Genomic DNA, 12,721 nt, shown 5'->3' on the forward strand with positions numbered 1-12,721 from the left:
AGCCTACGGGCCGGTACGATGGCGTCATGTCGACCCCCGCGCGTCTGCTCGCCCTCGCCACGACCGTGGTCACGATGATCGTGATCGCCCCGGCCGCCGCCCTGGCCGATGCCCCCGCTGCCTGGGAGACCGAGGAAGGCCTGGGCTGGCTCGGCTACCTGGTCCTGCTGGCCGGCATCCCGGTCGGGCTGATCGCCGTGATCTGGGTCCTCACGGCGCTGCTGTCGCGCAAGAACTACGTGCCGCCGGCGCCGGGCAACGAGATCCACGTCTCGTCGGGCGCCGTCGACCACCACTAGACCACGGGGGCCGAGGCGTTCTCATCTCCCGGTCCCTCACGGCCTGACGCCGCCCGGAGCCTGCTCCGGGCGGCGTCGTGTCGCCCGCGACCCGGAGGCGAGCCGGGCCGCGGGCGTCGGAGCCGTCAGGCGCTGACGCCCCCGCGGGCCCGCAGCGCACGCGCGAGGTCGTCGCGGCCCTCCCTGACGTAGCGGACGGCAGCGGCGGGGGCCGACGTCGTCTGCAGCCAGCTGTCGACGCGGTCCAACGTGGCCAGCTCCGGGTTGGCGTTGGGGAACAGGTTGACCAGCGCGGTCTGCCCGATCCAGACGCCCATCTCGTCGATGACCGTCTCGGCCATCTCGAGGTACTTCTCGACGTAGGGACGGAGCACCTCGGCCTGGCCCGCGACCTGGACGCCGCCGGCGATGCTGCGCCGGGTCTCGTTGGGCGTGCTCTTGTCCTCGACGGCGCGACGCCAGGCCTCGGCCTTGGCCTCGGCCAGTGGTCGAAGCGCGAGGGCGCCGGCAGCATGCTCCCGGCCCGAGCTCGTGGCGTCGCGCTCGAGCTCGGCGGCGATCTCGTCGGCGTCGGCATGACCGATCCGGGCGAGCGCGGAGACGAGGGTCCAGCGGAGGTCGGCGTCGACCGTCAGGCCGTCGAGCTCACCGGCGAGCAGCGAGCGCAGGTACTCCGGCGAACGCGCAGCGCCGGAGTAGCCGCGCACGAGGGCGAGCTGGTGGTCGCTGCCGGGCTCGGCACGCTCGACGAGGGCGCGGACACCGGACTCCCAGCGCTCGGCGAGGGCGTCGAGATCGGCCTCCGGCGTGTAGAGGTTGACCGCCCCCAGGCCCTGACGCAGCAGGGCACCCACCGCGACAAGGTCGGTCTCGGTGCCGATGCCGGCGAGCACGAGGTCGATGAAGTCGCTCGAGGCGAGCTCGGCGTCGCGGGTCATGTCCCACGCGGCGCCCCAGCAGAGGGCGCGCGGCAGGGAGTCGGTGAACGTCGAGATGCCCCGCTTCAGGGTCGCGAACGACCGCTCGTCGAGGCGGATCTTGGCGTACGTGAGGTCGTCGTCGTTGAGCAGCACCAGATCGGGCTGGCGGACGCCGACCAGCTCGGCGACGGGGGTGCGCTCGCCCCGCACGTCGGTCTCGATCCGCTCGCGGCGCACGAGCGCCCCGTCGACGAGGTCGTAGAGGCCGATCGCGATGCGGTGGCGGCGCAGGGTGGGGTGGTCCGGGTGCGCCGTCTGCGCGACGTCGAAGGAGGTGAAGGCGCCCTCGGAGTCGGTCTCCAGCTCGGCGCGCAGCGTGTTGACGCCCGTGGTCTGCAACCACTCGGCCGACCACGACTGCAGCTCGCGGCCGGACGCCTCCTCGAGCTCGTGCAGCAGGTCGCCGAGCTCGGTGTTGCCGTAGGCGTGCTTCGCGAAGTAGGCGCGCAGGCCGGCGAGGAAGTCGTCCAGCCCGACCCAGCTCACGAGCTGCTTGAGGCTCGAGGCGCCCTTGGCGTACGTGATGCCGTCGAAGTTGGCCTCGACCGCGTGCAGGTCGTAGTTGTCGGCCGCGATCGGGTGGGTCGAGGGGAGCTGGTCCTGGCGGTAGGCCCAGTTCTTGCGGCTGTTGGTGAAGCCGGTCCACGCGTCGGTGAAGCGGGTGGCCTCGACGCTCGAGTGGTGCGCGGCCCACTCGGCGAACGACTCGTTGAGCCACAGGTCGTCCCACCACTTCATCGTCACGAGGTCGCCGAACCACATGTGGGCCATCTCGTGCAGGATCGTGTTGGCGCGGCTCTCGTAGGCGGCCTGGGTCTGACGGCTGCGGAAGATCATCTCGTCGCGGAAGGTCACGCAGCCCGCGTTCTCCATCGCGCCCATGTTGTACTCCGGCACGAAGAGCTGGTCGTACTTGCCGAACGGGTAGCCCATCTGGAAGGCGTCCTCGAAGAACCCGAAGCCCTGCTTCGTGATCAGCAGGATGTCGTCGGCGTCCAGGTGCTCCACGAGCGACTGGCGGCAGAACACGCCGAGCGGGATCTCGCCGTGCTCGCCGGTGTAGCTGTCGCGGACGACGTGGTAGTCGCCGGCCACGAGCGCCGTGATGTAGGTCGACATCGTCTTGGTCGGCGCGAAGTGCCACGTGCTGGCGCCGTCGGATCCGGCGACCGGGTCCGGCGTGGGGGAGTTGGAGACGACCTGCCAGTGCGACGGCGCGGTGACGTGGAACGTGAACTCGGCCTTCAGGTCGGGCTGCTCGAACGTCGCGAACACCCGACGGGCGTCGGGCACCTCGAACTGGGTGTAGAGGTAGACCTTGTCGTCGCTGGGGTCGACGAAGCGGTGCAGGCCCTCGCCCGAGTGCGAGTACAGGTTGCGGGACGTGACGACGAGCTCGTTGCGCTCCTGCAGTCCCTCGAGCGGGATGCGGCTGTCGGCGTAGACGGCAGGATCGATCGCGTCGCCGTTGAGCGTGATCGCGTCGACCTCGGCGTCGACGAGGTCGACGAACGTGGAGGCTCCCGCGGTGGCGGAGAACGTCAGGGTCGTGACGGAGCCGAAGCGCTCGTCGCCGACCGTCAGGTCGAGCGCGACGTCGTAGGTCGGGTCGGACACGACGGACGCGCGCGCTTGGGCTTCTTCACGGGTGAGGTTGGTGCCGGGCATGGAGACCACTCTGTCACCGGTGACCGACCGGCTCATCCCGGGGACGCGTCAGGCGCGGGTCGCGGTGACGTAGGTGAGCCCGCCGGCGGCGCGCAGGTCGAGGTCGACAAGTCCTGCCTCGGTGGCCCAGGCGCGCAGCTCTGCGCGGGAGCACCCCGGGCCCAGGACGCCGGCGGCGCGTCCGACCGGCCAGACGCCGCGATACGGCCAGGCGGCGTCGGTCACGATCGTGCTGAGCGCCAGGCGCCCGCCCGGCGCGAGGACCCGGGCGATCTCGCGGACGGCAGCCCGCGGGTCCGGGAAGCAGTGCAGGCTCGTGAAGGCGAGCACGAGCTGGACGGCTCCGTCGTCCAGGGGCAGGTGGCCGACGTCCATCTCCACGGTCTCGATGCCGGCGAGGCCGAGGCGCCGGGCCTCGGCCCGGGTGCGCTCGAGCATCGTGGGGGAGATGTCGGCCGCGAGGTACCGCAGGCCGTGTCCGTCCGTGAGGTCGCGGAGCGCGACCCCGCCGCCGCAGGGGATGTCCAGCACCGTGTCGCCCGGGTCGAGCCGTGCGAGCTCGTGCCCTGCGGCCCGGTGCAGCACGTCGATGCCGGATCCCACGCCGATCCGCCACAGGAGCGCACCGAGTCGCGGGTCGCCCGAGATGCGGTCGTACACGAACGCCCACGGGTGGTCGCGCTGCCAGCTTCGGCTCGAGCCCTCTGCCATGGGCTCACCGTAGGGCTCGCCGCTGCTGGCGACCACCTTTCCCGCGGGGCGCGTCACGCGGAGCACGCCGGGGCGGCGCCGTGCCGGTCGCTCGGGCAGGATGGTGCCCATGGCCGTTCCCTTCGCCGTCTCCGAGCGTTCCACGGTCGGCATCGAGTGGGAGCTGGCCCTCGTCGACGCCGACTCCGGCGACCTGCGTCAGGTCGCCGAGTACGTGCTCGACGCCGTCGCCCCCGTGGGGGGTGGGCAGCACCCGCACATCCGCCAGGAGCTGCTGGTCAACACCGTCGAGATCGTCTCCGGCGTGTCGCGGACCGTGGCCGAGGCGGGCCGTGACCTGGAGCAGAGCATCGAGCTCATCCGCACCGTCACCGATCGGCTCAGGGTCGAGCTCCTGTGCGCCGGCACCCACCCGTTCTCGCGCTGGGACATGCAGAAGGTCACCGACAAGGAGCGTTACGCGACGCTGATCGACCGCACCCAGTGGTGGGGCCGACAGATGTTGATCTACGGCGTGCACGTGCACGTGGGCATCGAGGACCGCGACAAGGTCCTGCCGATCAGCCGGGCCCTGCTCGGTCACTACGGCCACCTGCTCGCGCTCAGCGCCTCCTCGCCCTACTGGGGTGGCAAGGACACGGGGTACGCGTCGAACCGGGCCCTCATGTTCCAGCAGCTCCCCACCGCGGGCCTCGGCTTCCAGTTCGACACCTGGCCCGAGCTCGAGGGCTACGTCGACGACATGCTGCACACCGGCGTGATCGACTCGTTCGACGAGATCCGGTGGGACATCCGGCCGTCGCCGAAGTTCGGCACGGTCGAGGTCCGCGTCTGCGACGGCATCCCCACGCTGACCGAGGTTCTCAGCATCTCGGCGCTGATCCACTGCCTGGTCGAGCACTTCTCGCGTGAGCTCGACGCCGGCCGCGAGCTGCCCACGATGCCGCCGTGGTTCGTGCAGGAGAACAAGTGGCGCGCGGCCCGGTACGGGATGGACGCCATCTTGATCCTCGACCGCGCCGCCGACGAGCAGCTCGTCACCGACGACCTCGCCCGTTGGCTCACGATCCTGGAGCCCGTGGCGCACGACCTGGGCTGCACCCAGGAGCTGGCCGGCGTCGCCGACATCATCGCCGGGGGTGCCTCCTACCAGCGGCAGCGAGCCGTCGCTGCCGCGCACAGTGGAGAGCTCGACGCCGTGGCGGCCGCGCTGGTCGAGGAAATGCGCACGGGCCGGCCGGTGTTCTCCTAGACAGACCTGACTTCCCCCAACCTGAGGAGCTCCCGTGGCCACCGAGAACGTCGACTTCTGGTTCGACCCGCTGTGCCCGTTCGCCTGGATCACGTCGCGCTGGATGCTCCAGGTCGAGAAGGTCCGCGACGTGAAGACCACCTTCCACGTCATGAGCCTGTCGGTCCTCAACGAGGACAAGGACGTGCCCCAGGACTACAAGGACATGATCCAGCGCGGCTGGGGTCCGGTGCGCCTGGCCATCGCGATCGAGCAGCAGCACGGCACGGAGAAGCTCGCCGAGTACTACACCTCCATCGGCACCAAGCGGCACAACGAGGGTCGTGAGTTCGAGCCGGAGCTCTTCGCCGAGGTGCTCGCCGAGGTCGGCCTGCCCGCCGAGCTCGCGTCGGCCGCCGACGACGCGTCGCTCGACGACGCGGTCCGCGCCTCCCACCAGGTCGGCATCGACAAGGTCGGCGAGGAGGTCGGCACCCCGGTCATCGAGATCGCGGGCACCGCGTTCTTCGGGCCCGTGCTCCAGTCGATCCCGCGCGGCGAGACGGCCGGCACGGTCTTCGACGGCGCCCGCGCCCTGGCCGGGTTCCCCGACTTCTTCGAGCTCAAGCGCACCCGCCACGGCGAGCTCGACTTCAGCTGAGCGTGCTCCATCCCGAGGCCCGCGCCTACCTGGCGGCGATGGGGGAGCCCGAGGTCGTGACGGCCGAGGCGATCACGGCCGCTCGCGCCCAGATGCGCGAGGCAGTGCCCCCGCCCGACGAGCGGGTCGCCGTCGAGCACGTGAGCGACGTCGACGCGCACGGTGTTCCGTGCCGGCTCTACCGACCACGTCCCGGCGCCCCGGTGGCGCTGTACGTGCACGGGGGCGGCTGGGCGCTGCACGACCTGGAGACCCACGACGCGTTCTGCCGCTACCTGGCTGACGCATCGGGCTTCGCCCTGCTCGCTGTCGACTACCGGCGCACTCCGGAGCACCCGTACCCGGCGCCGCTCGACGACGTCGAGACCGCCGCCGGGTGGCTCCGCGGGGCCGCGTCCGCCATGGACGTCGACGCCACGCGGCTCCCGGCGATCGGCGACTCAGCAGGCGGCAACCTCGTGGCCGGGCTCGCGGTGCGCGCCCCGCGGGCCATCGACCTTCAGGTGCTGCTCTATCCGGCGACCGACCGTCGCGCCGTGCTGCCTGCCGAGGACAACGCGGCCCTGGACGCCAGGGCGATGGAGTGGTTCTGGGAGGCCTACGCCCCCGGAGAGGTGGGTGACCTCCCGGAGGTCTCCCCGCTGCGGGCCGAGCTGGCCGGACTCCCCCCGGCGGTGGTCGTCACCGCTGAGCACGACTCCCTGCGGGACCAGGGCGAGGCGTACGCGGCCGCGCTGGCCGAGGCCGGGGTCGCGGTCGTCGCCCACCGCGTGCTCGGCCAGGTGCACGGTTTCTGGCGCCAGCCCGACCTCTTCGGCGCGTCCCGGTCCACCGTGGCCACCGTCGCCGCACTCCTCCACCACCGGTACTGACACACTGGCCCGCATGCGCGTCCACGTCGCGGCGGACCACGCCGGATACGAGCTCAAGACCCATCTCCTGGCCTGGTTGGCCGACAGCGGCTACGAGCCCGTCGACCACGGCGCGTTCGCCTACGACGCGCTCGACGACTACCCGCCGTTCTGCGTCGCCGCCGCTGAGGCCGTCGCCGCCGAGCCGGGTTCGCTCGGCATCGTGATCGGGGGCTCGGGCAACGGCGAGCAGATCGCGGCCAACAAGGTCACCGGCATCCGTGCCGCCCTGGCCTGGAGCACCGAGATCGCCTCGCTCGCCCGCCAGCACAACAACGCGCAGGTCGTCTCGATCGGCGCGCGGATGCACTCCGTGGAGGAGGCCACGGCGATCGTCGAGACGTTCCTGACCACTCCGTGGAGCGACGAGGCGCGGCACCAGCGCCGCATCGACCTGCTGCTCGGCTACGAGACCACCGGCGCGTTTCCCGGCGGATCTGGCCCCGACGCAGGTGCCTGAGGGCCACACCCTCCACCGGCTCGCCGCCGACCTCACGGACGCGTTCGCGGGCCGTCGGGTCCGGTCGACGAGCCCGCAGGGGCGCTTCGCGGCCGGTCGGGTGGACGGTCACACCCTCGTGGGGGCGCAGGCCTGGGGCAAGCACCTGTTCGTGGCGGTGCGGGACGTCCCGTGGCAGGTGCACGTGCACCTGGGCCTCTACGGCTCCTTCCGGCTCCAGCCCGGCTCCCGACACGCCGTGGTGGGGCAGGTCCGCTGGCGCCTCACGGCCTCGGCGCGGTCCGGGTCCCCGGTGACGGCGGACCTGCGAGGACCGACGACCTGCGAGCTGCTCCTGCCGGGCGAGGTGGAGTCGGTGATCGCTCGTCTCGGACCGGACCCGCTCCGGGCCGACGCGGACCCAGACCGGGCGTGGGCGCGCCTGCACCGGTCGCGCAGGTCGGTGGCGGCGCTGCTCCTGGACCAGACCGTCCTGTCCGGGGTCGGCAACGTCTACCGGGCCGAGGTGCTGTTCCGCCACGGCATCGACCCGATGACGCCGGGATCGGCGATCGACCGCACGACCTGGCAGGGGATCTGGGACGACCTCGCGGCCCTGATGCGCACCGGTGTCGAGCGCAACCGCATCGACACGGTCCGCCCCGAGCACGAGCCCGAGGCGATGGGTCGTCCCGCTCGTGACGACGACCACGGCGGCGAGGTCTACGTGTACCGGCGCGACGGGATGCCGTGCTGGGTCTGCGGCGCACCGGTGGCGACGACCGACCTCGACCAACGTCGGCTGTTCTGGTGCCCCACGTGCCAGCCCGCGGCTAGGGTCGGGGCGTGACCAGCCCGGCTCGTCGAGCGTTCCGCGCGATGCGCGAGTACGTCAACGACACCGTCGTGCGGTGGCGCAGCGGCACGCGTGAGGGGCAGCTCAAGGTCTTGGCGGCGATCGCCGGTCTCGACGTGGCCTTCCTGGCGATCTCGCTCTACGACTACAGCCGGATGCCGATCAGCGGCTTCTACCTGCCGCTCCTGCTCGGCATGCTGCTGCTGCGTTTCTGGCCCTTGGTCTCGCTGGTCTCCCTGACCGTCGTGTTCGGCGTGATCACGGTCGTCGACCAAGGTGCCCTCACCCCGGCCCGCACCACCTCGATCCTGCTGATGGCGTGCTCCATCAGCCTGATCCTCTACCAGGCCAGCCGCCAGCGCTCCGGGCTCCCCGGTCCACTCGGCCAGGCGATGCTGGTCGACCTGCGCGACCGGTTGCAGTCGCAGAGCACGATCCCGGACCTCCCGGCGGGCTGGCGCAGCCAGTCGGCGATGAAGACCGCGAGCGGCATCAACTTCGCCGGTGACTTCCTGGTGGCCAACCTCTCCAAGGACGAGCGTCGTCTGGAGATGGTTCTGGTCGACGTGTGCGGCAAGGGTGTCGGCGCGGGGTCGCAGTCCCTGCAGTTTGCCGGTGCGCTCGGCGGTCTGATCGGGGCGCTGCCCCCCATCGGGCTGTTCGGCGCGGCCAACGACTTCCTGCTCCGGCAGCGCTGGGACGACGGCTTCGCCACCGCGGTCCACGTCCTGGTCGACCTGCGGACGGGGGAGTACTCGATCCTCAACGCCGGCCATCCGCCGGCGATGCGCTGGGACGCCGTGAACGGCGAGTGGGGCGTCGACGGTGCCCGTGGCCTGGCCCTCGGGATCGACGAGCGGCCCGAGTTCCACCAGACGACCGGTCGGCTCGACCTCGGGGACGCGCTGATGTTCTACACCGACGGCGTCGTCGAGTCGCGCACGCGCGACATCGGTGCCGGGATCGAGTGGTTGCGCGACGTGGCCCGGCCGATCGCCGCGGCCGGCCTGGACAACGCGCCCCGGCGGATCCTCGCGCTCGTGACCGAGGGTGGCGACGACCGCGCGGTCCTGGTCGTCGAACGCCGCGCCTGACAGCGCTCAGGTGACCCCGTCGCCGCCTATACCTGCTTGAGGGCGAGGGGAGGCACACTCATGGGACGCAGGTGGATCGAGGACGACCCGTTGGACGCGGGCGTCACGCTCGCGCAGCCCGCGGACGAGCTGCGTGCCCCGGGCATCGCGTCCGTGCTGGGTCTCGGCCCGGTGGTCTCGGTGCTGGTCCTGGTCGTCACCGTGATCGCGCTGGTCGACTAGGTCGAACGGACCGTGGCCGTGCGGGTGTTCTGTGGCATCATGGGGGCGCCGCGCGAGCGGCATCGCGGACGTAGCTCAATGGCTAGAGTCTCTGCCTTCCAAGCAGAATGTTGCGGGTTCGAGTCCCGTCGTCCGCTCCACGGCCCCGTCGTCTCGGTGCGCCACAGAAAAGACCGCGGGTACGCCCGTTCGGTGTGACACTGAGGGCGCAGGACTGCTGCTGCTCCGGGAGATCTTCATCTGAGCGTCGCTGCGGTCCGCGCCACCGCTGGGCTTCGGGAGGAAGCGCAGGCACGCTCGACGCGACCTTGGCCGATATCACATCCTGGCCGTCGCGGAGTGGTCCGCCAACCGCGATGCCTTTCGCTGGCGTGGACGATCAGAAGCCGCGACCCTTCTCCAGCTGGTCGTGAGAATCGAACCGCACCATGTTCTTCCCCTCGTCGTCCTCATTCGTGCCGTCCCGCCGCATGCGCCGGTCCCCACGACTCGTCCTCGGTGTGGCCCTGGCCGCCGGGGCAGCGTTGGCCGCCGCGCCCCACGCGTACGCCGCGGATCCCGCGATCGACCTGCAGTCGGCCGGTGGGTTCTCCGTGCTGGCCGGATCGGGTATCAGCAACACGGGCCTCACCCGTGTGGCGCAGAGCATCGGCTCCTTCGAGACCCCGACCATCTCGACCGACACGCCCTTCGACTACACGGCCCCGGGCGCCACGAACCATGCCGGCAACGCCGTCACGCAGCTGGCCAAGGCTCATCTCCTGGACGCGTACAACGCCGCCGTCGGTGCGGGTCCGCCCAGTTCCATCCCGCAGGAGCTGGTGCGCATCGCCCCGTACCTGCCTGGGGTCTACGCCGTCGAGAGCAGCATGCTGCTGAGCGGTCCCATCACCTTGGACGGCGGCGGCCGGTCCGACGGGGTGTTCGTGTTCCAGGCGCCCACCTCGTTGACCACAGCCTCGAACTCCGCCGTGCAGTTCGTCAACGGGGCACAGCCGTGCAACGTCTACTGGCAGGTCGGCAGCTCGGCGACCTTCGGCACCGGGACGACGTTCGTCGGCAACGTGCTGGCCTCCACGAGCATCACCGCGAACACCAACGCGACCTTCCAGGGTCGGCTCCTCGCGAGCAACGGTGCGGTGACCCTCGACACCAACACCATCACCGCGCCGGCCTGCGCCACCGACGGCGACGGCGACGGCGATGGTGACGGCGATGGAGACGGTGACGGTGACGGCGATGGTGACGGTGACGGCGACGGCGATGGTGATGGTGACGGCGGGACGACCGTCCCCGGGGGTGGCACGGGCGCCGGGCCCGGCACACCGGCTGGCCTCCCGGGTGTCGGCGGGCCGGGCTCCGGCCTCGACGGCGGGACCGGCCTGTCGACGGGCCCGCGGCCCCCATCGGGCGAACCGCGGCTGCCGGACACCGGCGGACCCGCCGGGCTGCTCCTGGCGACAGGTCTGCTCGCGGTGTCCGGCGGTGGTCTGCTCCTGCACCGACGCCGGGCTGAGCGGGGCTAGCTGTCCCCGGTCGCACTAGACTCGCGGCGACCACGGGATGTAGCGCAGCTTGGTAGCGCATCCGCTTTGGGAGCGGAGGGTCGCAGGTTCAAATCCTGTCATCCCGACCAGCCGATCCACGGGGTGGATTTGAGGAGGAGGCGCGCCAGCGCCGACGGGGTCCTGTCATCCCGACCAGCCGATCCACGGGGTGGATTTGAGGAGGAGGCGCGCCAGCGCCGACGGGGTCCTGTCATCCCGACCGTGTGATCCACCACCACATGTGTGCAGGAGCTCGGCCGCCCGGCCGGGTTTGCGCACACATCCGGTGGGCTCCGGCTGGTCGGTCGGCCGCGCCGACCTCGACTCTTGAGAGTCCGGTCGGGTGACGTTCACCTGCACGGCACCGCCGCGTCCGCCGCGGCTGGGGCAATGGGGTCGTGCAGCGGTTCGAGGCGCCGACACGTCGCCAGGTCCTGATCGGTGGCATGAGTCTCGCGGCGGTCGCGGGGGTCGTGGGTCCGGCCGCCTTCCCCTCACCCGCCACGGGGTACCGCCACCACCGGTTCCAGCACGGGGTCGCCTCGGGAGACCCGTTGTCCGACGCCGTGGTGCTGTGGACGCGGGTGACCCCGTCGATCGAAGCCGTGCCCGGCTCCGGGCTGGGCGAGCCCACCGACGTGGTCTGGGAGGTCGCGACCGACGCGGGGTTCACCGAGCTGGTCGCCTCCGGCAGCGTCACGACCGATCCGCGGAGCGACCACACCGTGAAGGTCGACGCGACGGGCCTGCTCCCGGGCCTCACGTACTACTACCGGTTCCGCAGCGGCCCGGATTCCTCGCCCGTCGGTCGTACCCGCACGACCCCCGCGAACCACGCGGTGGCCGGCACGCTCCGGTTCGGCGTCGTGTCCTGCGCCAACTGGCAGGCCGGATGGTTCAGCTCCTACCGGCACCTCGCCGAGCGCGGCGACCTCGACGCCGTGATCCATCTCGGCGACTACGTCTACGAGTACGAGCAGGGCAAGTACTCCTTCGGCTACGACTGGGTCGACGTCCGCAGCCACCAGCCACCGCACGAGACCGTCACGCTGGCCGACTACCGCACCCGGCACGCCCAGTACAAGACCGATCCCGACCTCCAGGCGCTGCACGCGCTCGTGCCCTTCGTCGTGACGTGGGACGACCACGAGGTCGCCGATGGCTGGTTCCCCGGAGGCGCCTTCGAGCACCAGCCCGACGAGGGCAGCTTCGCCGAGCGGCTGTGGGCCGCGCAGCGCGCGTACGACGAGTGGATGCCGGTGCGGCTGGGAGGCACCGCGGTCGTCGGGGACGGCAACCGGATCTACCGCCGAGTCCGGTTCGGCCACCTGGTCGACCTCCTGATGCTGGACCTGCGCGGGTACCGCGACGAGAGGAGCGACTCCGGCGACCCGGCCTTGGCCGCGCCCGGTCGCCAGCTCACGGGGGCCGAGCAGTACGACTGGCTGGTCGGCGAGCTCGAGTCCTCGCCCGCGCGCTGGAAGCTCATCGGCAACCCGGTCATGGTCGCGCCGATGCTGATGCCGCAGCGTCCTCGCGGGCAGCAGCTCGCGCTCGTCACCACGACCGACCCGATGTCGTGGGGACCCGCCGAGCCGAACACCGACACGTGGGACGGGTACCCGGCGCAGCGGCGGGCGCTCCTGCAGCGCATCGAGGACCGAGAGATCTCCGACGTGGTGTTCCTCAGCGGCGACGTGCACACCGCGTGGGCCAACGAGATCCGCGGTTCCCGGGGCGCTCCGGTCGCGGCCGAGTTCGTCTGCGCGTCGATCACGAGCAACAACGTCGACGACTACATGGGCACGGCGCCCCGATCGGTGTCCGTGGCGATGGAGGAGGCGATCGTCGACCTCAATCCGCACGTCCGCTTCGTCAATCTCGACGACCACGGGTACTGCGTCCTGGAGGTCGACGACGCGGGGGCGCGGATGGAGTGGTGGGCGATCAGCGACCGCACCGACCCGGACGCGTCCGCCCGGCGACTGGCGACGCGGACCCTGACCGCGGGATCCTCGCGGATCCAGACGGTCTGACGCGGACCCGGGGCGCCGTCGCGCCCGCGCGACCTGCGTGCGGGCCCCTGCCCCCGGACCCGTAGA

12 protein-coding genes and 2 tRNA genes are annotated in these 12,721 nt (G+C 71.5%); 12 read left to right on the forward strand and 2 right to left on the reverse strand.

All coding sequences use genetic code 11. The features are described from left to right. Nucleotides 1-26: 26 nt before the first annotated feature. Nucleotides 27-299: a hypothetical protein gene (locus tag V6S66_RS04025; protein ID WP_334205473.1), complete on the forward strand. Its 273-nt coding sequence runs from the start codon at nucleotides 27-29 to the stop codon at nucleotides 297-299. A gap of 125 nt (nucleotides 300-424) precedes the next feature. Here the strand turns inward: V6S66_RS04025 and pepN are convergent, their stop codons facing one another. Further along, complete coding sequence (pepN, locus tag V6S66_RS04030) at nucleotides 425-2,947, reverse strand: aminopeptidase N (protein WP_334205474.1); 2,523 nt, start codon at nucleotides 2,945-2,947, stop codon at nucleotides 425-427. 48 nt (nucleotides 2,948-2,995) lie between these two features. Beyond that, nucleotides 2,996-3,769, reverse strand: a complete 774-nt coding sequence (locus V6S66_RS04035) for a class I SAM-dependent methyltransferase (protein ID WP_334205475.1) — start codon at nucleotides 3,767-3,769, stop codon at nucleotides 2,996-2,998. On the opposite strand from V6S66_RS04035, the gene V6S66_RS04040 reads away from it, so the two are divergent. The 11 genes from V6S66_RS04040 to V6S66_RS04090 all read left to right on the forward strand — a co-directional run bounded on the left by V6S66_RS04040 (nucleotide 3,768) and on the right by V6S66_RS04090 (nucleotide 12,655). After that, entirely contained in the window at nucleotides 3,768-4,910 is a 1,143-nt protein-coding gene (locus V6S66_RS04040; protein ID WP_334205476.1) for a glutamate--cysteine ligase, read from the forward strand. The genes V6S66_RS04035 and V6S66_RS04040 overlap by 2 nt on opposite strands. A 34-nt stretch (nucleotides 4,911-4,944) precedes the next feature. Then, nucleotides 4,945-5,550, forward strand: a complete 606-nt coding sequence (locus V6S66_RS04045) for a DsbA family protein (protein ID WP_334205477.1) — start codon at nucleotides 4,945-4,947, stop codon at nucleotides 5,548-5,550. Between the two features lie 2 nt (nucleotides 5,551-5,552). Further along, nucleotides 5,553-6,422, forward strand: coding sequence for an alpha/beta hydrolase (locus tag V6S66_RS04050; RefSeq protein WP_334205478.1), 870 nt, complete (start codon nucleotides 5,553-5,555; stop codon nucleotides 6,420-6,422). Between the two features lie 13 nt (nucleotides 6,423-6,435). After that, the gene (locus V6S66_RS04055) at nucleotides 6,436-6,921 is read left to right on the forward strand and encodes a ribose-5-phosphate isomerase (RefSeq protein WP_334205479.1); all 486 of its coding nucleotides are present in this window, start codon (nucleotides 6,436-6,438) and stop codon (nucleotides 6,919-6,921) included. Continuing rightward, on the forward strand, nucleotides 6,914-7,750 hold the full coding sequence (locus V6S66_RS04060; protein WP_334205480.1) for an Fpg/Nei family DNA glycosylase: 837 nt from the start codon (nucleotides 6,914-6,916) through the stop codon (nucleotides 7,748-7,750). The genes V6S66_RS04055 and V6S66_RS04060 overlap by 8 nt, the downstream gene beginning before the upstream one ends. Continuing rightward, entirely contained in the window at nucleotides 7,747-8,850 is a 1,104-nt protein-coding gene (locus V6S66_RS04065) for a PP2C family protein-serine/threonine phosphatase (RefSeq protein WP_334205481.1), read from the forward strand. Before V6S66_RS04060 ends, V6S66_RS04065 begins: the two co-directional genes overlap by 4 nt. A gap of 60 nt (nucleotides 8,851-8,910) precedes the next feature. Further along, entirely contained in the window at nucleotides 8,911-9,072 is a 162-nt protein-coding gene (locus V6S66_RS04070) for a hypothetical protein (protein WP_334205482.1), read from the forward strand. Nucleotides 9,073-9,136: 64 nt separating this feature from the next. Continuing rightward, nucleotides 9,137-9,212, forward strand: a tRNA-Gly gene (locus tag V6S66_RS04075). A 288-nt stretch (nucleotides 9,213-9,500) separates the two neighbouring features. Then, the gene (locus V6S66_RS04080; protein ID WP_334205483.1) at nucleotides 9,501-10,598 is read left to right on the forward strand and encodes an ice-binding family protein; all 1,098 of its coding nucleotides are present in this window, start codon (nucleotides 9,501-9,503) and stop codon (nucleotides 10,596-10,598) included. A 33-nt stretch (nucleotides 10,599-10,631) separates the two neighbouring features. Further along, nucleotides 10,632-10,708 (forward strand) — tRNA-Pro (locus tag V6S66_RS04085). Nucleotides 10,709-11,017: 309 nt separating this feature from the next. After that, nucleotides 11,018-12,655 (forward strand): alkaline phosphatase D family protein, encoded by a 1,638-nt coding sequence (locus tag V6S66_RS04090; protein WP_334205484.1) that lies wholly within the window; start codon nucleotides 11,018-11,020, stop codon nucleotides 12,653-12,655. Nucleotides 12,656-12,721: the final 66 nt, after the last annotated feature.

It is taken from the genome of Aeromicrobium sp. Sec7.5 (assembly GCF_036867135.1).
Lineage (GTDB): Bacteria > Actinomycetota > Actinomycetes > Propionibacteriales > Nocardioidaceae > Aeromicrobium.